At 35.7% G+C, this 22442-nt stretch carries 17 protein-coding genes; 9 read left to right on the plus strand and 8 right to left on the minus strand.

Annotated features, from left to right (window positions below; genetic code table 11):
• Nucleotides 1-98: 98 nt before the first annotated feature.
• The 4 genes from recJ to ASG31_RS00770 all read left to right on the plus strand — a co-directional run bounded on the left by recJ (nucleotide 99) and on the right by ASG31_RS00770 (nucleotide 3718).
• Nucleotides 99-1817 (plus strand): single-stranded-DNA-specific exonuclease RecJ, encoded by a 1719-nt coding sequence (recJ, locus tag ASG31_RS00755; protein WP_056026711.1) that lies wholly within the window; start codon nucleotides 99-101, stop codon nucleotides 1815-1817.
• A 121-nt stretch (nucleotides 1818-1938) separates the two neighbouring features.
• Nucleotides 1939-2523: a nicotinate (nicotinamide) nucleotide adenylyltransferase gene (gene nadD / locus ASG31_RS00760; protein ID WP_056026714.1), complete on the plus strand. Its 585-nt coding sequence runs from the start codon at nucleotides 1939-1941 to the stop codon at nucleotides 2521-2523.
• A gap of 43 nt (nucleotides 2524-2566) precedes the next feature.
• Nucleotides 2567-3373, plus strand: coding sequence for a hypothetical protein (locus ASG31_RS00765; protein WP_131725479.1), 807 nt, complete (start codon nucleotides 2567-2569; stop codon nucleotides 3371-3373).
• 6 nt (nucleotides 3374-3379) lie between these two features.
• Nucleotides 3380-3718 carry a DUF3817 domain-containing protein gene (locus tag ASG31_RS00770; RefSeq protein WP_056026722.1) on the plus strand — a complete coding sequence of 113 codons (339 nt, stop codon included), beginning with the start codon at nucleotides 3380-3382 and terminating at the stop codon, nucleotides 3716-3718.
• A 52-nt stretch (nucleotides 3719-3770) separates the two neighbouring features.
• On the opposite strand, the gene ASG31_RS00775 is transcribed toward ASG31_RS00770, so the two are convergent.
• Nucleotides 3771-5537 (minus strand): hypothetical protein, encoded by a 1767-nt coding sequence (locus tag ASG31_RS00775; protein WP_056026725.1) that lies wholly within the window; start codon nucleotides 5535-5537, stop codon nucleotides 3771-3773.
• A gap of 276 nt (nucleotides 5538-5813) precedes the next feature.
• On the opposite strand from ASG31_RS00775, the gene ASG31_RS00780 reads away from it, so the two are divergent.
• Together ASG31_RS00780 and ASG31_RS00785 are read left to right on the plus strand one after the other, a co-directional pair.
• Entirely contained in the window at nucleotides 5814-8099 is a 2286-nt protein-coding gene (locus tag ASG31_RS00780) for a TonB-dependent receptor domain-containing protein (protein ID WP_056026728.1), read from the plus strand.
• Between the two features lie 176 nt (nucleotides 8100-8275).
• Complete coding sequence (locus tag ASG31_RS00785) at nucleotides 8276-9115, plus strand: alpha/beta hydrolase (RefSeq protein ID WP_056026731.1); 840 nt, start codon at nucleotides 8276-8278, stop codon at nucleotides 9113-9115.
• A 131-nt stretch (nucleotides 9116-9246) separates the two neighbouring features.
• On the opposite strand, the gene ASG31_RS00790 is transcribed toward ASG31_RS00785, so the two are convergent.
• The 6 genes from ASG31_RS00790 to ASG31_RS00815 form a co-directional block, all read right to left on the minus strand.
• Complete coding sequence (locus tag ASG31_RS00790) at nucleotides 9247-11001, minus strand: discoidin domain-containing protein (protein ID WP_056026735.1); 1755 nt, start codon at nucleotides 10999-11001, stop codon at nucleotides 9247-9249.
• A gap of 200 nt (nucleotides 11002-11201) precedes the next feature.
• On the minus strand, nucleotides 11202-11549 hold the full coding sequence (locus tag ASG31_RS00795; protein ID WP_056026739.1) for a hypothetical protein: 348 nt from the start codon (nucleotides 11547-11549) through the stop codon (nucleotides 11202-11204).
• Between the two features lie 178 nt (nucleotides 11550-11727).
• A complete protein-coding gene (locus ASG31_RS00800) occupies nucleotides 11728-12132 on the minus strand; it encodes a hypothetical protein (RefSeq protein WP_131725480.1) in 405 nt (134 codons plus the stop codon).
• 735 nt (nucleotides 12133-12867) lie between these two features.
• Nucleotides 12868-13791, minus strand: coding sequence for a citrulline utilization hydrolase CtlX (gene ctlX / locus ASG31_RS00805; RefSeq protein WP_056026743.1), 924 nt, complete (start codon nucleotides 13789-13791; stop codon nucleotides 12868-12870).
• 139 nt (nucleotides 13792-13930) lie between these two features.
• Entirely contained in the window at nucleotides 13931-14845 is a 915-nt protein-coding gene (locus ASG31_RS00810; protein WP_056026747.1) for a dimethylarginine dimethylaminohydrolase family protein, read from the minus strand.
• A 284-nt stretch (nucleotides 14846-15129) separates the two neighbouring features.
• Nucleotides 15130-16182: a helix-turn-helix domain-containing protein gene (locus tag ASG31_RS00815; protein ID WP_056026750.1), complete on the minus strand. Its 1053-nt coding sequence runs from the start codon at nucleotides 16180-16182 to the stop codon at nucleotides 15130-15132.
• Nucleotides 16183-16736: 554 nt separating this feature from the next.
• Between ASG31_RS00815 and ASG31_RS00820 the strand changes: the two genes are divergently transcribed.
• The 3 genes from ASG31_RS00820 to ASG31_RS00830 all read left to right on the plus strand — a co-directional run bounded on the left by ASG31_RS00820 (nucleotide 16737) and on the right by ASG31_RS00830 (nucleotide 20976).
• Complete coding sequence (locus ASG31_RS00820) at nucleotides 16737-19571, plus strand: carboxypeptidase-like regulatory domain-containing protein (RefSeq protein WP_131725481.1); 2835 nt, start codon at nucleotides 16737-16739, stop codon at nucleotides 19569-19571.
• 75 nt (nucleotides 19572-19646) lie between these two features.
• Nucleotides 19647-20180, plus strand: a complete 534-nt coding sequence (locus ASG31_RS00825) for a hypothetical protein (protein WP_056028010.1) — start codon at nucleotides 19647-19649, stop codon at nucleotides 20178-20180.
• A 328-nt stretch (nucleotides 20181-20508) separates the two neighbouring features.
• Complete coding sequence (locus ASG31_RS00830) at nucleotides 20509-20976, plus strand: hypothetical protein (RefSeq protein ID WP_056026758.1); 468 nt, start codon at nucleotides 20509-20511, stop codon at nucleotides 20974-20976.
• Nucleotides 20977-21111: 135 nt separating this feature from the next.
• Here the strand turns inward: ASG31_RS00830 and ASG31_RS00835 are convergent, their stop codons facing one another.
• Complete coding sequence (locus ASG31_RS00835) at nucleotides 21112-22398, minus strand: citrate synthase (protein WP_056026761.1); 1287 nt, start codon at nucleotides 22396-22398, stop codon at nucleotides 21112-21114.
• Nucleotides 22399-22442 lie beyond the last annotated feature (44 nt).

Below are 22442 nucleotides of genomic sequence, written 5' to 3' on the forward strand. Positions count from 1 at the left end.
ATGTTAATTTTTTCCGCTGACAAGATAAGCATTTCGAAAAACCTGAACAATATTTCTTTTCATTTTTGAAAGCTAATAATTTTCCCTATTTTTGTGAAATGAGTCATAAATGGATTTTTAAACCCGAACCCGATGAAGAAATTGTAGACGGATTGAGCTCGTCGCTTGGTTTTGGAACTTTTGAATCTAAACTCCTCGTTATGAGAGGTATTGACAATTATCAAAAGGCAAGGGAATTTTTTAAACCCAACCTCAACGACATCCACAACCCTTTCCTGATGGCAGATATGCAAAAAGCGGTAGAACGCATTGCTACGGCTATTGAAAACGGAGAGAAAATAATGGTCTACGGAGATTATGACGTAGACGGAACCACCGCCGTGGCTCTGATGTATCTGTACCTCAGAAAAATTGTACACAAAAGTTATTTAGATTATTATATCCCAGACAGGAATTCTGAAGGCTACGGAATCTCTACCGAAGGAATAGATTTCGCCAAAGAAAATGGTTTTTCATTAATTATCGCTTTAGACTGCGGGATTAAGGCTTTGGATATGATTGATTATGCTTCCGGCAAAAATATCGATTTCATCATCTGTGATCACCACTTACCGGGCGACGAAATCCCTAATGCTGTGGCCGTTTTAGATCCTAAAAGAGCAGACTGCCGTTATCCCTACAAAGAACTTTCCGGATGTGGAGTTGGTTTTAAATTGTGTCAGGGTTTAAATACCATTTACAAAATTCCTGAAGCAGAATTGTTTGAACTGACAGATCTTCTCGCTATCTCGATTGCAGCAGACATCGTTGCGATGAATGGTGAAAACAGAGTTTTGGCAAAACAGGGCTTAAAAGTTCTTAGAAAAACCCGGAATATGGGTTTAAGACTTCTGATTCCCGAAGAAAAATTATCCCACTTTGAAATTTCTAATATCGTTTTTGAAATTGCACCCAAAATAAATGCTGCCGGCAGAATTTCCCAGGGAAAAGCCGCTGTGGAACTGATGGTTTCAGACAATCTGAAGCATGCTCATCAAATTGTTTCGGATATAATGAATCTGAATGATGAAAGAAGGGAACTGGACATGTTTTCCACAGAATCTGCCTTAAAACAGGTTGTAGAATCACAGCAGGAAACAAAATATACCACCATCGTTTACCATCCGGAATGGAATAAAGGCGTTATCGGCATCGTAGCTTCAAGGCTGATTGAGACATATTACCGGCCTACGTTGGTTTTTACAGACGGCAATAACGGTGAGATGGTAGCTTCCGCAAGATCTGTTTCTGATTTTGATGTGCACGAAGCTCTGGATCTGTGCTCAGAATATTTCCTGAAATTTGGCGGACATCACGCTGCAGCCGGACTTTCAATGGAAAAAGACAAGTTTGAAGCCTTTAAAATCAAGTTTGAAAAAATTGTTTCAGACAAAATAAAGGATCATCAGAAAGAACCATCCATCACCATTGATGCAGTGATGCATATTGACGAGATCAACCGTGAATTTATCAACTTCCACAGGAAACTGGCTCCTTTCGGGCCGCACAACATGAAACCTAATCTGGTTTTAAAAAATCAGAAGATTATAGGCTATGTAAAAACAATGGGGAAAGACAACAGCCATCTGAAATTCTACATCAAACAGGAATCTACGGGCAGAAATATTGAGTGTGTAGGCTTTAAACTTGGTCAGTATGCTGATGATTTCAGAAACAAATCGTTTGATATTGCTTTTACTTTAGAAGAAAATCATTGGAAAGGAAATGTAACGCATTATCTGAACATCAGGGATGTGAAGTTTCATGACAGTGAATAGGTGAATTTTTCCTTCGGAAATGAATGGTGAATTTTAAAAATCACATTCAAATTAATATTCCAAAGATTAACAAATGTAGTGAATTCACTTGCGAAGCTAAATTGACAATTGACTTTTAACAATGAAAAAAATCGGTCTCTTTTTCGGTTCATTTAATCCCATTCATATTGGGCATTTGATTTTGGCAAATTACATTCTGGAAAATTCTGATATGGATGAACTTTGGTTTGTCGTAAGTCCGCAGAATCCATTTAAAGATAAAAAATCTCTGTTGCTGGATCACAACCGCCTCGATATGGTAGAAATAGCAATAAAAAACTATCCTAAAATGCGGGCTTCCAACGTGGAATTTTCTCTGCCAACACCGAGTTACACCATTGACACTTTAACTTACTTAAAAGAAAAGCACGCCGACTATTCTTTTAGTTTAATCATGGGCGAAGACAACCTGAAAAGCCTTCACAAATGGAAAAACTACGAAAATCTGCTTAAAAATCATCACATCATTGTTTATCCCAGAGTTTTTGAAGGTGACAAAAAAGATTCTGAATACCTTCAGCACGAAAACATTTCGATGATTGAAGCTCCCGTCATAGAACTTTCTGCCACAGAAATCCGAAACATGATTAAAGATGGCAAAAATGTTAGACCGATGCTTCCGCCGGAGGTTTTTGAATATTTGGATGGAAGTAGTTTTTACAGATGATGGATGATGGATGATGGATATGCAAAATTAAAAATTTCGATTCGTGAAAATACTTCTTTCAATATTAATTATTTTTCTTAACATTTACAGCTTTGGTCAGTTTATCCCCGTAAAAGAAGCAGATTTCCATGAAGCGAAATCCTTGTCTTACAGGGATAGATATGACAACTATAGGGAATCATGCCATGAAGATTCTCTAAGAGCTGTCAATGATTCAAAGAAAATCAGCAGCTATTTTATACAAATTCCTGCTCTTGCTCCATCTGATTTTCATATGTCGGCAGAGCTCAATGTTATTTTAAAAAAACACCATATTATTTGGGGAGGAACATGGATGAGTAGCGATTTACCAGGAAGTTATAGTGATGATGAATGCTATAAAATTACCTCGTCAAAAATAACAGAACAAAAATTTGGTAAAAGTTTCATCAACAAGTTAATAAGAAAATCTGTGAGACAATACCAAAGCAACAACCCTGATGTCTTTTTTTGCGGAGGTCTTTTTATAAATGAATACTACAGAGGTTCCAAAATCAACAGATGGGATGCCGAAAATCAACTAAATAAAGATTTCTTTAAGCAATTTAATCACCCTTTTGACTATGTTTACTTAGATAAAAATGATGAAAAAAAATCTTTCTCAATTGTTGATATACGTATAACCAAAAAGGGGAAAGTGGTTGAAATTCTATCTTTTGAACATCATTTTCAAAAAAACATCAATGAAAAACACTCGTTGTATTTTGAAAAAGAGATAATTAATTTTATTAGAAAATCAAAGTGGTCTGCGGCAGAGTATTTTGGACAGCCCGTAAACTCAGTTTATACAGTTATCATTTTTTATCAATAAAACATTATGGAATTCCTAGAAAATTTATTCTCAAAATACCCGCAGGAAAAGGTGATTAAATGGTTTAAGCAGATTTGTCTCGCCGAGGCGCTTTCGTGGTTTTTTCTCTTTTCGGCCATGATCTGGATCCGTACGGAACCTGAAAATGTTTCAGCCATTATTTACATCAGTACCATTGGCAGTATTCATGGATTATTTTTTACTTTATACCTTTTATTTTTACCATCTATCCGAAAAATATTTGAGTGGGATGATGAAGACAGCGTCTTTGCACTGATCTCAGCCTTCTTTCCCTTTGCCACCATTTGGATTGATAAAAAACTCGCAAGGTTCGACAGGGAATAAAAAAAAGAGGCTCGTTTGTAGCCTCTTTATTTTACAGTTTGATGTGTTCATCTTAGTTATCCCGAATGACATGTCCTGTAACACTCAGTGTATGTAAACCAGTATTATTGGTGTATGTTCCGTTTACAGTAAAATCAATGTACTGCCCTACTGCTCCGTAATTACTTACCTGTAAAGTGAGATTATTTCCATTGGCATTGATTACTCCACCGGCAGATTCCAAAGTAAAATTGGAAGTAAATGTTCCTACTCCAATTGGGTTTTGTGAATTCAAATAAAAACCTCCCGTTGCACTTTGCGAGCTTACATAAAATGCATAATTTGGATTTGGTACCGGCGTTTGTGAACTGCCTCCAGCATTGATGGGTGCCAGATAATATTTTACAGGCTGTGTATCTGTCTGACTTGTAATAAATTCTGTCGCCGCAGTACAAACCGTAAGATTACCCAGATTGGTAGTTGGCGAAGTTGCAGTAAAATTAATATCTCCGGTTGTCTGAAGATTCGTAAAATCTGCACCGGCAAAGGTCAACTGCTGACTGGCTGCACAGCTTAAAACATTAAAAGAAAAGCTTCCGTTAGTTACCAGTGTAGAAAAATTAGAAAAATAATTTGTACCTGCTGTATAAGATAAATTGGCAACACCATTTGTAACATTATTGCCAGAGCAGTCTTTGAGAGTTCCTGAAATGGTTATCGTATTACTCAGGCTTTGCGCAATTGTGATAGCTGGAAGTGTATTGGTAGAATTATTTGTAAAAGGCCCAATATTATTGGTCAAAATTACATTATTGCAGGCATCATAAATTTTCAGAGTTAAATTTTCACCAGCCGGTACAATCCCTGAAGCATTTCCGTTTCCGTCGGTAATTGCAGAGGTAGAGTTTTGATTTTGTCTGAATATTTTTACCGTAACATTACTCAGCGGCTGAGCGGTAGAGTTTTGAATATGAACATTCAAAAGACATTGAGGAAACTGCGCATCACAGTTCCACCATGAAAAATGGCTTACATTTCCCACATAAGCGCTGCCAACTTTGGTTGCAACCCCTTCTTCCTGCCAGATTCCGGTGGTTTCATTGAATGACCATAACGGAATTGTAGCGGGAGCTGTAGAAGTTTGTGCAGCATCTATTGCCACTGTCATCTCAGCAGTATGACCATTTGCTATCTGAAGATTTTGGCCGGACGCTCCCGTTAACTGTACATGCAGCATTCCGAAAGTTTCCATTATTCTGGCATTTCCTGCGGTATTATTTGCGAGAAGAGAACCAGGCATCAATTCATTCAGATATTGATCTGACGGTTTCAGATGAAACAGAGAAACATTTACGTTTCCTGTATATCCATTTCCGCTGGCGTCTTTGAAGCTACCGTCAAATTTCACTTTTGTTCCGTTGGGTAATGAAACCGTTGCCGTAGCTCCTGACGCAACGGTGGAAGTGGTGGTTGCAGGAATCATCATAATATTAATTCTGTTGCTGCCACTGGTCGGTACCATTGTGCGGGAACCATTTACAAAACCAGCCTTTGTTACTTTGATGTAAGCAAAATTTTCTTTTACACTGGCATTTTTAATTACGAAAAGTCCTTTAGCATTGGTCTGTACGGTTGATGAACCGATAGTAACCGTTGCTCCGGAAACCGCTGTTCCGTTTGTTGCTAAAACCAAACCGTGGAAATCTCTCTGTGCAGAATTTCCAAAGTTGAAGTTTGTTTCCTGATTTCCTGGCTGCTGATTTTCGATATCAGTAAGAGAATCGCTTTTACATGATACGAGAATCATAAAAATCATCAGTAATGAATAAAGTTTTGTCATAAATTATTAAGTTTTATTGTAAAATCTAAATTACACAAAAAAAATAATAAGTTGAAAAATATCTTTTTCATGTAACAAAAATATCTTTGAAACTGTCTTATCAGATGTAAAGATAGCAGTACAGATTTTTTAAATGAAATTTTAATCACTGACAGTCAATATGTTGAGATTAAAACTAAAACATTTACACTACTTTGTATTGCATAATACTAAATAATTAATATATCTTTGCAATGTTAGATAATAACAGATACATACAACCTAAACCAACCAATTATGAAAACCACAATTTTAACAGCAGCTATATTTTTTTCAGGGCTTAGCTTGGCTCAGCAGAAAAAAACAGATTCTACCAAAACAAAAGATATTGAAGCCGTGGTTCTTACCAAACAGGTCTTTAAAAAACAGACTGACCGCTTTGTGTATGATGTTGCCGCATCTCCTGTTGCAAAAGGAAATACAACGTTTGATTTGCTGAGACAAACTCCTCTTCTGTCTACAACGGATGATAAAAATTTGAAAATCGCAGGAAAAAACAATGCATTAATCTATATCAACGGAAGAAAATCGAATATGGATGCTGAATCTCTGGTTCAGTTTCTGAAAAATACGCCAGCGGAAAACATCCAGAAAATTGAAGTGATTACAATGCCTGGAAGCGAGTTTCAGGTAGAAGCTTCAGACGGAATTATCAACATAGTTCTGAAAAAGAAAATGAGCGACGGGCTGAACGGAAACATGAGAATGGCCAATCAACAGAATAAATACAACGGAAGTTCGGCAAGTTTTTCAGCGAATTACAGAAAAGATAAGCTGGGAATCTCTTCAAATTTGTACGGTGGCGAAAATATTCAAGGGCAGCAGTATGTTTTACGAAACGGAAATGCTTCTTCTTCCAACGAATCTACAGGAAATATCGATGACCCGAATCTATACATCGGTGGCTATCTGAATTTTGATTATCAACTGACAGAAAAAAGCAATCTCGCCCTTTCATGGAATACAAATGCCAATAAAAGCTACAATTCAACAGTCAATTTATTCAATACCATTCGTTCTTTTGATGCAGAAAACTCAGCTTACATCACCAATTACACCAACTCCAGAAACAAAGAAGATGCAAGATCTTATAATAATTCAGTCAATTTAAATTACGAACTGAAAACCGATTCTCTGGGAAGTAAATTAAACCTCAACGCGGCTTACCTCAACTTCAGAAGATTTCAGTTTACAGAAAATAAAACAATTTTGTCGGATGCCAATGGAACTGACGGTTTGGTAAGCCAGACTATTAACCAAAATCTGCCTCAGATCATCAATAATTTTTCGGGTACAGTAGATTATATTCAGAAATTTAAAAAAGATTTCACTGTAGCTGTCGGTGGAAATTTTAATAAAACCAAAACGGACAACGATACCAGAAGCGACACTTTTGCGGTGGGAAAAGATCCGGAATTCAGACCTAATCATTTTATTTATGATGAAAATATCTACGGAGCTTATTTAACTTTAGAAAAGAAATTCAGCGATAAATTTTCAGGGAAAGCAGGAACGCGATACGAAATCACCAACAGTTTGGGAACATCAGACAATGCCGCTCTGGAATACAGAAAAATTGAAAGAAATTACAACAATCTACTTCCTTATTTAAGCTTTAATTATGCTATAAATGACAAAAATAATTTGTCTTACGGATTTTCCAGCCGGATGAGAAGACCAAGTTTCTGGGAACTGAACCCTGTGAGAAACATCCTTACCGAAGACAATTACACACAAAACAATCCTTTTGTGAAAGCATCTTCCACGTATAATCAGGAACTGACTTATATGTACAAAAACTCCTATTTTTTAATATTAAATCATTCCCTTTCTAAAGACGTAATCACGCAGGTGCCATTACAGAGAGATATTTTGAAAGACAGAAAAGATAGAGACGGAAATGTCGTAATTGACCCTGCTACCAATCTTCCGTACCAAGATACCTACAAACAGCTGAGATACATCCGAACCAATTTCGGTGACAAACAGGAAATGACGGCAACTGTAGGAATGCAGAAAACATTTTTCAAACAATATCTTACGACCAATTTTACCATCGGTGTACAGAGAAACATGAATGATGGAAGCCTGAGCATTGACCCAACCTCCGGAGATGTATTTCCAATATATGAAAACAGAATCTCCTCCACCAGTATTTTAATTCAAACCAACAACACCATCCGTTTAGACAAAAAGAAAACCTGGTTTTTGGGTGTAAATTTCTTCTACGTAGACAAACAGCAAATTGAACTGGGTATGCTGAAAAATCTTTCAAGTCTTGATTTAAGCATCAAAAAGAACTGGAACGACTGGACTTTTGCCTTAAATCTTACCGACGTTCTCCGTACAAATATCGTAGAGATTGAAGATTACCAGGCCAACGGAAATTACAACTATGTAAAAAATGACCAGTTCAGACAGGGCGGAACTTTCAGCATTACTTATAATTTCGGAAACCAAAAAGTGAAAAAAGTAAGAGACATCGAAGGTGCTTCAGATGCCATTAAAAGCCGAACAAGATAAAATTTCATTCTTCATATTTCAATTATTATTGTTACAAGCTTACCTTGATGGGTAGGCTTTTTTGTTATTTCAGAGAAAAGGAAATCATTAATTTTAATAAAGCTAAATCGTAAAATCCTATCAACAATTTTAGAATAATACAACTCAATTCTTCATCGTTTATTTAATTTAGAGGAATGAATAAATTTGCAGTACTTCTGTTGCTTGCCATCACACTGTTTTCATGTACTGAAAAAATAATCAAGTTTGAAAAAGGCATTTCTTTTGAGCAGCAAATCAACATTTCCTATGGTGACGATGCCGAGCAGAAAATGGATCTTTACATTCCTGAAAAAAGGGATTCTGTAAAAACGGTGTTTATCATAATTCATGGCGGAGGATGGAAAGCGGGAGAAAAATCGGATCTCACCTTTTTTACTTTATCGCTGATGAAAAAATTTCCTCAATCTGCTTTCGCTAATATGAACTACCGTCTTGCGGACGAAACACAGTACGGACTTCCCAATCAGACTGAAGATATCAGAAAGTCAATAGATTATCTAGTAGGAATTGTTCCTGTAAAAACTAAATTTATTCTCTTAGGAAACAGCGCGGGCGGACATTTGTCGATGCTTTACTCCTACCGTTTTGATCAGGCTGAAAACATAAAAGCTGTGGTGAATATTGTAGGCCCTTCAGATTTATCTGATCCGAATTTTAAAAATTATTCTGACTATTCTTTCGTTGAAAAAAGGCTTGTAGATCCTGCAGCTGTAACAAACAATTTCACCAAAGAGAAATTTGCCAGTCCCGTGGAATGGATTACCGAAAAATCTCCTCCCACCCTTTCTTTCTATGGAAATAATGATCAGGTGATTCCACTGTCGCAAAAAGGAATTTTAGATTCAGCTTTGCATAAAAGTAATGTGCTGAACACATCTTACGAATTTTCTGGTGGCCATCTGGATTGGGATAAAGATAAAAACTCAACGTTTTTAATTGATAAAATTGATGCGTTTTTGAAGCAGATTAAATAGCAAACGCCCTGAAAAAATTCAGAGCGCTTCTATTAAGTTCTTACTTTGTCATTCCGCAGGAATCTCAGCAATTTAAAATTATCTGTTTAGGTTCCTACGGAATGACAAATTTGGTGTTGACAAGTAAAAAATCATTCCGACTTCACCACTTCCGTTCTCTCAGAAATACCATTTGCATTGAACGCTTCAATCTGGAAATAATAAGAATCTACTCTGTCGGCTCCGGTGAAGAAATACTCATTTTTACCGTAAACCATAATACTTCCGTACAGTTTATCAGGAGATTTCCCCCAATAAATGACGTAACCATCGGCCTCTGAGTTCTGCTGCCATTTCATCCAGATGCTTCTTCTTTCACCATATTTTTTCGGGTCAGCTCTTAACGGAACAAAATTCTGAACTTTCGCAGGCTTTGCTCCCGCACCTTTTCCGAACACTCTGAAACCGCTTAAGGCAAATTTTCCTGTCGGCATTTTCAGGTTTTCCATTTTTAAAAATCTTGCTGACGCCGGTTTTTCCAGTTCGATATAATCGTGAGGAACATCTTTGGTATTCTTGCTTTTATCTACAATCACCTTCCATTTTTTGCCGTCGTTTGAACCGTAGATTTTATACTGATGCATTTTGCCTTCGGTTTTTCCCATAAACTCAACATCCTGATCGGCATAATTGACCTGAATAGCATTGATTATAGAAATTTCCCCCAAATCGGTCTGAAACCATTCTCCGGAATTTCCTGTTTTTGCACTCCAATAGGTTTTAATGTCTTCATCCACCGCAAAATTTGAATGGTAGCCACCTAAAGTTGAAGAAACCTGAACGGGTTTGTTGTAATTCAATAACATCCAATTCGTGAACAGACCTTTTGAGAAATCTTTCCCCTGAGCAAACTGCGGAAGTAAAGTCGGGTAATCGCCGTAAGCCGTATTGGTGTACATCACATCATCCTTATCGAAACCTGCGGGCCAGATTCCCAGACGTCTTTCAAAATTATTTTTAGTGGAAATAAAAATCGTTGAAATGTGCCACCAGTTTTTAAAATTATCCTCAAATGTCGCACCGTGCCCCGCTCCTCTTGCAAAACCGCCAGGCTTGTAAGAAAACGGATTGTGCTGTTGGTACTCATAGCCCTGCAGCGGGTCTTTAGAAACATATACCCCGTCGGAATATCCACTGAATTCTGTTGCCGGAGCGCCGTACTGTATGTAATATTTGTCTTTATACTTAGTCACCCAAGCCCCTTCCACAAAAGGTTGCAGAAAAACATTGTCATTGTACTCCCCGAATCTTTCCCAGCCGTGATCTTCAGGTTTAAGCCTTAAAATAGGTTTTACAAAACCTTCTGACTGCAGATTTTTCACTTTGACTTCTGTTCCCAAAAGTGGCCATTCGTTGCTTGAACCCCAGTACAGATACAGTTTATTTTTGTCTTCATCATAATGAAAAGCAGGATCCCAGGCTCCGACTTTTAAAGTATCGACCGCAATTTTCCAGTCGTCTACGGTTGGATTGGTAGATTTCCAGATGGGGAAATCAGACTCCCATGTTGAGCCGTAAACGTATAAAGTATCTTTCATTGCCCAGACTGCGGGAGCATTCAGATCGTGGGTGTATTTGTTGTCTCTGAGGAATTTTCTTTTAACGAATTTCCAGTCGAGCATATTGTCGCTGTGCCAGTAGCCTTCCTGATTGGTAGAAAAAAGAAACAGTTTTTTCTGAAAATTAACGATCACCGGATCGGCCGTCGCGCGGTGTTTTCCCTGTTTTGAAAAAACTTCAAAAGGCGTGTAACCATAATCGATATTGATCGGGTTACAAAACGTTTTTTGCTGAGCATTGATAGAAAACCCTAACAGAACCGCTATAAAAAGAATGTGTTTTTGCATTGGAATAATTTCTTGAAGACAAATTTAATTAAAGTTTTTTGGGTGGGTCTCATTTTGAGAAATTAATGGTAGTGAAAGAAAGATTTGTGTGATTACGTTTACTATTTTGACATATATGGCTCAAAGTCGGGAGACTTTGCGTTGCGGTTGATTCGTTAACTAAAGCATTATATATTAAACACTCATACCTGTAATATAAATTATCTACCTTTTAGAAAATTCAGCCACTCTATACATAATGCTCTAAAATCCTCTAATGAGCATGTAAAAGGATATTTATTCTGAGCATCTTGATCCCAATATTCTATCCCGTTAGGTTCAATAAAAGCAATGTCATCATATTTATTTGTTAAACCTGTATCGTTAATTTGATCATAGTGACCTGCAATTGCTAAGTCAAGGTTTTGAATAATTTCCTCAAGAATTTTAGTATCAGTAAAAGCTTTTATATGTACCATATCCCAATCATCAGTTTTCGCAGTTTTAAATGTGTATCCATTAACTGTTTTTTTAACTAATTTAATTCCTCTTTGTTGTAATATTCCCATATCTTTCGTTTAGCTATCAATCTTTATTATAATTATTATACTTCACAAATTCACATTTGCTCAAAGTCTTTGCGCAGCAGTGGATTTTGCGGAGCAGAGGATTCGGGTGGCAGCGGAGATACTAATTGCTCAAAGTCGGGAGACTTTGCGCAGCGGCGACTTTTCGGAGTGAGAAAAATCATTGATTTTCAATAAATAAACCACACATATTTAAACATTCTTCATAAAATGACTTTTTCATCTTATTGTTCCAAACAATTTTTTGATCAGCATATTCAAAAATTAAATCCTTGTTTGGAAGAAAGGTAGTATTAGGATTATGTCGTCTGGATCTGAATTTAAAAATATACTCAACATTTTTTTTGATTTTCATTTGCTTCAAAAAATAGTTATTACATGTCTTAGAAATGATAAAAATTCCTTTGTCCTTTTTCAAACCTATATCTATAATATAAAATGATTTAGTAGAATCTATTTTAACAACTTTAGATTTTACCTCCACAATTGTTTCTTGAGCTTTAGTTTGGCTCGTTATAGTTATTAAATAAAGTATAGCAATATTAAAAAACGTCTGTATTTTCATGTATTTTTTAATCAGTCTTAAATTAGATGTTGAAGTACAATATTTAAAATAATCATTTTTACTCCTGAATGTAGCAAAGTCACCTACTTTCGACGCAAAATATCTTGACTTCGAATTGTTTATCAAAATACAAAATTACCTCATCCAAATATAAAAAAATAACCACGAGATCAAAATCCCCTTTCAAACGGGTTAAGCCCCCTTCTGAACGTGCCAAAGCCCCCTTCTTCAATAGTATTCACCCCCTTAATGAACTGCCCTACCCCCCTTCGGAACGGGGGTATCCACCCTTGGCAATTCCCTGCATCCCGTTATGAAACCGTCCCGACCCCGTTATACAACAGGGTCGGGACAGTGTTAGAAGGCCTACAGCTGTATGCAAAGCCATTTTTTACCTTTTGTATTAGATGTAATCCTAAAATCTTCTGCCCATAAAGTAGGAACTGAGAATGTGTTTTTGCATTGGAATAATTTCTTAAAGACAAATTTTATTAAAGTTTTTTGGGTAGGTCTCATTTTGAGAAATTAATGTCTTGAAAAAGAAAAAGCCGCATGAAGGGGATTTGTGCGGTGGCGTTAGGTTTTGATTCTAAGTTGCACAAAGTCGGGAGACTTTGCGCAGCGGTGCAGCGGTGTGATGTCTTCCCAAAAAATCTTTGATATACTTAAGTTTTCAGCATAAAAAAAACTTCTGACTTAAAATCAGAAGCTATATTTTGTTAAAATCAAAACTTGTTATTTTTTCGGAAGGAAAACCTCAGCAAGCATACATCTTGCGCTTCCGCCACCATTCACTTCAATGGTCTTTAAATCTGAATAAATAATTTCACAATACTTTTTAATATTTGAAACTTGTTCAGCATTTAATGACCGATAAGCGGTCTGACTCATTACCAGAAACTTTTCGCCATCTTTATTCTGCACCTGAAGCATATTTCCTGCGAACTGCTGCATCTGCGCTTCAGAAATTTCGATGATTTCCTTTCCTGAATTTTTGATGGTTTCAGCCACGTTATTTCTTTCAGCTTTATCATCAATACAGTCGAGGCAAATTACCACAAACTGATCTGCCACACACATCATCACATTCGTATGATAAATCGGAAGTCTTTCCTCTCCTACAGTTTGAAAAGAATGGAAAACGACAGGCATAAAATTATATTTATCGCAGAATTTTCTGAAGAGATTTTCATCTAACCTTAAAGAAACCGAGCCGTAGGCGATTTTATTATCATGATCGAAAATCATACTTCCGGTACCTTCCAGGTAATGTCCCTGAAATTCCGGCAAAGACCAGTCGTCAATTTCTGTGACTTCAAAACCTTGGTTTTTGATGCTTTCGATGATGTCTTCCCTTCGCTCTACCCTTCTGTTGGAGGCGAACATCGGATATAAAACTACTTTCCCGTCATTGTGAAAGCTTACCCAATTGTTTGGGAAAATAGAATCTGGTGTGTGTGGATCAATCGTATCCTTAATGTTGATAACGTTAATGCCTTTGCTTTTTAATTTCTCCACAAAAATTTTGAATTCTGCCAAAGCTTTTGACTGGATATCCGCACCTTTCTGCTCTACCTGAAAATAATTGTTTTCTGCCGTTTCTGCATTATAACCAAACGCGATTGGCTCTATCATTAATACTGTACCTGTTGTCTGCATTGTTTTTGAGTTTTTTTAAGGTGAAAATATGCGCAAATTTCTGAAAGAATCTTCAACCAATTGCCTGTATCCTTTCTGGATGACAAACAAACGTGAAAAATGGGTTGCTTTGATTCAATAACGTGACAATTTAAAAAAATTAATCTCTAACTAATGGCATTGTTGAGCAACGTAAAAGTCCTCCCATTTTAGAAATTTCTCTGTACGGAATTTCTTCAACGGTCATTCCCCATTCGTTTCTGAGATGGTCATTCATTCTTGTAAAAGCTTTATCTGAAACCACAACTTCGGGAGAAATTGAAAAAACATTGGGTACCATTTCAAACATTTCTTCGTCTGTTACATGGAAACAGTTTTCTTCCCCGAAAATATCGATGATTAAATTGTAATCGCTTTCGTCCACAAAACCGTTTTTGTAAATAATACATTTGTCTTTTCCGATTGGGTTGAAAGTACAGTCTAAATGCAGAATTCCTTTGTAAGGCTCTCTGTCGTTTTTCTTGAGTTCGAGATCGATGATTCTCTTTTTCGGAAAATATTCTTTAAGAATTTCGATGGCGTACTCGTTGGTTCTTGCCGTTTTATAACTTCTGTAATCTTCACTGAAACAGGTTCCTATAAAAATAAAATCATTCCATACGATAACATCGCCACCTTCGATGTGTGCGGTTTCGGGAAGATTGATAATATCTCTCCACTTCACTTTCTCAAAAACAGTTTTGTAAGCTTCCTGCTCGTCTGCCCTGTCGGCAATCACGTTGGAAATGATCATTTTATCATCAATCACAAAAGCTACATCTCTTGCAAAAACCTGATTGTAATCTTCAATAATATCCGGACGGAAAACCTGGACATCATATTTTTTTAAAACAGCTTCAAAAGCATTCATTTCATTGATAATATCAGCTTCGGCAGGATATATGTTGTGCTGTATCGTATGATAGGATTTGGCGTCGTAGCTTTCTTCCAAAGTGGGAACAGGCCCCATCGATTTGGGCTGGCCTAAAACCACAGACATCAGTCTTCCCGTTTCGTTTTTTATATTTAATTTCATGTGGAGAAATTTTTTATTCAATACATCAAATGAAATCGCTTTCCTATGTTGTGGGATAAATCTAGAACAAGATAAATGACGATTTTTTCAGTGATGAGAATTAGGCAAATATAATCAAACTGCTGTGATGTGGAAAGGTTTTTGCCGGTGTGTTTCCCTCAGTTTCTCTAAAGTTTTGAAAATTGTAGATTCTCAACAAATTTCATCTGATGATTTCTAATTTTCCAGATAGAATTAAGAATTATTGCGTTTTAATAGACTAGAATATCTGTGTTAATTTTTATTTAACTCTGCTTCTGAAGATTTTTTATATATTCTGAAGGAGTGCTGCCCGTATATTCTTTGAAAATTCTGTTGAATGTTGCTTGTTGTGAAAACCCTGCATTGGTATAAATATGTTCTATTGTAAATTTTTGGTGAGAATCTTTTTCTAATTCTTGCAGAACCTGCTTTATTCTGTATTCATTCACTAACTCACTAAATTTTTTGTTTCCTATCATATTAAGAGATTTGGAAACATAAGTGCTGTTAGAATCTACAGATTCTGCTAATTTCCGGATATTAAATTCTGGATTTTGGTAAGGATTATCGTAATCAAAAAACGAGATTATTCTGTCATATAAGGTTCTATATTTTTCATTATCATGATAAGATTCTACTGATTCTCTATATTTACCTTTTGCCGGATCCGTGAAATCTATCCTAATACTTTCGTTTTGGCTTTGGTTATTTGTACTTCTTACAATAGATGAATAGATATACCTTTTTTTTATCTCATCTATTTTGAGATAATAGTATATAATGAGAAAGGTATAATGAGCGGAAAAAATGATTGACAAATATTCCTGAAATTTTAAGCCTTGGGGATTATTCACAAACTGCTTTTCATAATTATTAAGCTGAAGTGCTGATGATAAATCTGGCATAAAATAGCATAAAACCAATACAAATATTGTGAAATAGATTGCTCTCTTTAAGGTACTCAATAGGAAAAAAAGTGCAATAAGAGGAATATAAAAGACAAAAACTGTTTCGGAAATTTTACATAACAATAAACTGAGGTACGTAGCAATAATAAAACATATTGCAAAAAAACCAGAGAATATAGCGGAAAAATTATATTTGGATTTCGATAAAATGTAAGCTGTATATAAACTAATAACTAGCATTATATATAAAAAATTGACATCAATCACAAAAATTTTCATCTGATAATAATCCGTAATATATAATAAGATGATATTAACAAGTGAAATTACAGAAAACGAAAGGATGAATCTGATTCCGAATTCGCGTTTTTTGTCTTCTAATTCCTTTTCCAACTCAATTTTTTTCATTTATGCCAATATTTATAAATAATAGAGATGCGCAAATCCTGTAGCGTTCTATTAATTTATTTCCAAACCTCTGAGAATAATCAACACTATTACAGAAAATAGTGATTCTTTGCATCTACTTTATGGGTTTTTTTGTGATTTATTTTATTCCGATACGGAATAAATATATGTTTTTTTAAGCTAGCTTTTGTACTCTCTTATATTAAAAACACTACAAATATATTTTTTTCAATATTTCTAACCAGTTAATTCGTAAAAAAAATAAGTTAAATTAAATGAAGATATTTTTAAAATACTGATATTCAATATTTTAAAAATATATAAATCATTTGATAAATTGTTTGATAAGAGATAATTTATTGATTCAAATTAATTCAATATTTGCAATCATTATTAAACACAGCTAACAGATGAAAAAAAATCTATTTTTTCCAAGATGCAAAATCTTCGTTTATTTCTTTTGCCCAAATCCCTTTCCTCTTTTTAAAGGCTCTGAAAAAAATCATGCTTAATCATTACAAAATAAAATTTCATTAAGATGAAATGGATAATTTGTGTACCCATTATCTCCGAATTTAATAAAATATAAATGCGATAAAAAAATGAAAAAACAATTACTTTTAGTATTAATTCCTCTGCTGATGATTTTCAGCACAAAAATTAATGCACAATGTACAAACAGCACGATAAGACCGGGTGATGGTTTTACGCTTCAGGGATGGAATCCTACGTGTAACGGCGGTACCGATGGATACATTAATATTTCCGGGATTACCAGTTCCAGCGCTGCAAGTCCGAATGCCAACAGACCTTATTTTGCAAGAATTTTAACAGCTGTTGGTGGAGGAATACATCCAAGTTATCCAACACCGTATCCCATTCCTGCAGGAAGTACGTTTCAAATTCCAAATTTACCGGCAGGAACTTATGTGGTAGATATTATTGATCAATGTGGTAACACCAGTGCAGATAAATCGGTTACTTTGGGACAACCACACTTGCCAGAGTTTAATCATACCTTTTCTCAAATCATCAACAGAGTAACCAGAAATGGTGTTTGTGGGGATACTTATATCATTGATACCAGATTCGCAAGATGTGGAACAGGACAAATAATTAATTTTTATTTTACAAACAGTTTAGGGGCAACTTATATACCCGTTAATAATGTTTACACAACTACTAGAGCGGCTGCTTCAGATGATTATAACGAAACAAGAAAATTTGAAGTTCCATTTGCATTTTTTGCAGGTGGTTCAATAACTATACATTTAACCAGTAATTTATGTAGCAGACCGGAATCAACATTTGTTATTCCTTTTCCGCCAACTGCTGTTCAACTTGGAGGAGCGGGGTTGTTAACATCAACCATGCAATCTACAGCAAATCCTTGTATTCAGGGATATAATATCGATAGAACTTTAAATTACGGAACCGTTCCTTATACTGCAACAATTGTAGAAACTGCTAATCCTACTGTAACAGCACTTGATGTTAACGGTAATCCTTTAACTTTTAATTATCCTGCTGATCATGTTTGGGGAGGTCCTTTTACAACTTTTTCAGGCCTTCAATATGGTGTAGATTATACCATTACTTATATAGATGCATGTGGTCTATCAGTCACAGAAACCATAAATATACCAATGCCTGCCAATGCTGTAGCTACACAGGCTAATTGCCCTGGATTACCATCTAATTCTCCTTTTATTGATGATACAGGAGTATTGTTTGTTAGTTTACCAGCAGCTCAATTAAAGACGTTTCCAATAACCATTACTATCAATAGTGGTCCAGCAAACTGGGTTTCTACTTTGGGAGAAACTACCGTAACAGTTCCAATGGTTTATCCTCAGACATATACGTTTAGTAGTCCATCAAGTAATGGTTCTTATCAATTAGCATCAAATATTAATATTACAAGTCCAGCATCGGATAATGGATTTGGAAGACCAAAACAATTTGCAGCAGGTACATATAATATGACCTATACTGATGCTTGCGGAAGAACAAATAATTTTGCTGCTACTCTTGGTTCCAATTGTATATTAAATAGTACAACGAGCGTAACTGTTTCAACTTGTTCTTATACGAATGGAAATGCAGATATTACCCATAAAATTTCTCCTGCAGACAGAGATACAAGATCTTTATATAGAATTAATGCAGATGGTTCTGAAACTTTAATAAGTACACTTACCAAAGTTTTAAATGTAGCTCCAGATATTAAATTTTTAAATGTTCCACCCGGAACTTATAAAATTCGTTTTGGAGGAGTAACTGCATCTGGAAAAATTGATTATCCTGGTATTGGTGGGGTGAATGGAATCCCAAGAATTGCAGGAACCAATTATATTTATGAAGAAACAGTGATTGTAAATCCTTTTGTAGCTTTGTCTTTTGATAGCTTGGCAGCTTGTGGTACTTCCATCACAGGAATTGCAGAAGGTGGACAAGCTCCTTATCAATATTCTTTACTCAATGAAGCAGGAACAACTGTTGTACAACCAACACAAACCAGTGGAACTTTTAATGGTTTAACATCAGGAACTATATACACCATGCAAATTGTTGATAACTGCGGAAGAACATTCAATCAACAAATTGCTGTGAATAATCTCATAACTCCTACTATTTCCACTATAGTTCAATCTACTTGTGGCTCATCAAATAATAGCGTTACCCTCTCAAATTTACCAACAGGTACTTGGATTTTAACCGATAGTTTTGATGGTACAGTAACCAACGGAAGCGGCACTAATTATACTTTCAATAATCTTCCGGTAGGTAATCATAGCTTTACTTTATCCAATAGTTTGGGTTGTGCTGCACCTGCAACTGCGCCTATTACACTAAACCCACAACCCACTACAATAAATCTTGTGGTAACCAATCCAGCGATTGCTTGTACGGGTTCTACTGTTGATATTACTGCTGCCGCGATAACTGCAGGTAGCGATGCAGGAATAACATTAGCCTATTTTGAAGATGCCGCAGCAACAATTCCCTTAGCTAATGCAAATAGCATTACGGCGGCAGGAACGTATTACATACAAGCAACTGCAGGAAGCTGTTCTTCAATACAACCAGTTTTTGTGATATTTAATGACTGTTCTTGCACCAAACCTCCTATTATCGGAACTCCAAATGGGTTTACAAAGGTAGGAATCACAGTACAGCAAAAGCAAACCGGATGGCCAGAAAATATCCCGAATGGATTCATTGCTTTAGAGTCCCGAGAGAAAGGATTCGTGATTACAAGAGTACAGAATCAGGGAATAATTGCAGACCCTAAAGCGGGAATGGTTATTTATGACATTGATGCAAACTGTGTAAAACTTTACAACGGAACGATCTGGAACTGCATAAAAAGAACCTGCAACGATTAACTAACAAATAAGTGAATCACTTGAATCCCTTTTCCAAGAAAGAGGATTCAAGTGAGGAAAATAAATAAAAATAACATGAAAAAGATAATTTTCACTATAACCTTTTCAGCAGTTGCTAATTTTGCGAATGCACAAATATCTATCGGCGGCAAGATGGATGTGGAAGGAACATCTACCATTCTTGATTTCAACAGTTCTACTGCCAATACCAGTGGAATAATTCTGCCGGCAGTAGATAATGTCAACGATGCGTTAGCAGCTAACCAGAGTTACAACAATGGAACATTCCTGCTTGATAAAAGTGCCGGAAATATAAGAATGTTTGAAAATAATATTTGGGTAAATCTCAGTACTGCCGGAAATTCGTCTTCAATCACTGCCAATACGACTTTGGAAGCAACACAAGACCAAGGAGCTATAATAGGATCGGATACCAGTAATGCAAAAGGAGTTCTGATATTGGAATCTGCCAATAAAGCAATGATTTTACCTAGAATAGCAACACCACATACCAGCGTGAAAAGTCCTTATCCTGGGATGATGTGCTATGACACAACAAGCAAAAGTATCGCATTATTTGACGGTACTGTCTGGAATTATTGGAAATAAAACTGTAACCTTCGGCGTATTTCACTTTAGAGGTGTAATACAATATTCACCGCCGGAGGTTCTTTAAATAAAATAATAATTTCTCAATAAATTATTTCTGACAATGTTAGGTTAAAGTCTGACTTTCGAAATCACTATTTTATTATATTTAAAAATAGTACTGTGATTTTAATTGTGTTTTTAGTTAAACCGACAGAAAAGAGCAACGATCTTACCCCTTTTTAGACTATAACGAATAATTGTCATCTGTCGGATTTTTCATCTTTGGTGTCTTCGGCTGGAAATCCAGCCGAAGTTTTTTTCGAAAATAAAATTTCAGCAAGAGAATATGAAAGTTGATAACAAGAAAAAAATAAAGAAAAAACTGAGGTTACTGACAGCCCTACTTTTGCTTTCTGTAACCGTCATTTTCATCTTATTAATTTATGCATTTATTCTGACAGACAATGAAACTTTAGGACTGATCTGTATTTTTACAATTATAATACTTACTTTATATACAGCCAAAAATTTACTTTCATTAAAATATTTTGAATATGAACACTCCGGGGAAGTCATTTCCATAAAACACTATCATTTCTGGAAAACCGGATTGATAAAACCAAACATTGAACTTCCAAAGTACAGGCTTGATTCTTTTAATATTACAGAAAATCAAGACCCATGCAAACTTCAACTTTCTATAAAAGCAAGCAGAGGGAATGAGTTTTGTTTCAAATATAATATTTCAAATCTTACCAGAAATGAGGTCAAAAAAATAAAACAATCATTAGAAGAGAAAAACGAAACTGCGTAGCTATTCATATTTTTTCGGATTTTAATTTCATTATTTCCACACACAATTTATTTAAAGCTAAAATCAAGTTTAAATAATTAAAAAAAAATCCCAAAGCAAAAACTTTGGGATTTTAATTCTATGAATAAAACAATATTATCTGTTTGTGATATCCACGTAATCTCTTTTTTGAGCGCCCTGGTAAACCTGTCTTGGTCTCCCTATTGGGTCTCCTTTTAATCTCATTTCTTTCCACTGAGCGATCCATCCCGGAAGTCTTCCCAATGCGAACATTACGGTAAACATTTCTGTAGGTATTCCTAACGCTCTGTAGATGATTCCAGAATAGAAATCTACGTTTGGATATAATTTTCTTTCGATGAAGTATTCGTCTTCTAAAGCTACTTTTTCTAACTGCATTGCGATATCCAAAGCTTTATCTTCAATTCCTAATGCAGCTAACAAGTCGTCAGCAGCTTTTTTGATGATTTTTGCTCTAGGATCAAAGTTTTTGTAAACTCTGTGACCAAAGCCCATCAAACGGAAGCTGTCGTTCTTATCTTTTGCTTTAGCAACCCATTTGTTGACGTCTCCACCGTCTTTTTCGATTAACTCAAGCATTTCGATAACCGCCTGGTTTGCACCACCGTGAAGTGGACCCCAAAGTGCAGAAATACCGGCAGATACTGATGCAAAAAGACCTGTGTGAGCAGAACCTACCATTCTTACAGTAGATGTAGAACAGTTTTGCTCATGGTCAGCATGAAGGATTAACAATTTATCTAAAGCTTCAGTGATTACAGGGTTGATTTCAAACTCTTCGTTTGGTAATCTGAACGCCATTTTGTAGAAATTCTCTACATAGTTCAGGCTGTTATCTCCGTGATTTAATGGTAAACCTAAAGTTTTTCTGTAAGTCCATGCAGCTAAGTGAGCAAATTTAGCAATAAGCAGTTCAGCAGCAAGATCCATCTCTTCTTTAGACTGTACATTCACCGCTTTTGGATTAAAGGCCGTTAAAGCAGATGTCAGTGTAGATAAAACTCCCATTGGGTGAGCAGAACGAGGGAAGGCATCGATGATTTTTTTCATCTCCTCTGCTACGAAATTGTATTTTTTGATGTTCCCGTTGAAGGTATTAAATTGCTCTTCAGTAGGCAACTCACCGTGCAACAAAAGGTACATTACTTCTGTAAAGTTTGATTTCTCAGCGATTTGCTCAATAGGATAACCTCTGTAGAACAATTCTCCCTGATCACCGTCAAGATAGGTGATCTCGCTTAAAGTAGCACCTGTATTTTTGTACCCTAAATCTAAGGTAATAAGACCTGTCTGGTCTCTCAATTTTGAAATATCAATTCCTCTGTCTCCGATTGTACTATCCACGATTGGATATTCATACGAATTACCGTCGTAATTCAATATAACTTTGTTGTCTGACATTATTGTAATTTATTTTTTTTAAATATACTATTTATTATAAAATA

Source organism: Chryseobacterium sp. Leaf404 (assembly GCF_001424145.1).
Classification (GTDB): Bacteria; Bacteroidota; Bacteroidia; order Flavobacteriales; family Weeksellaceae; genus Chryseobacterium.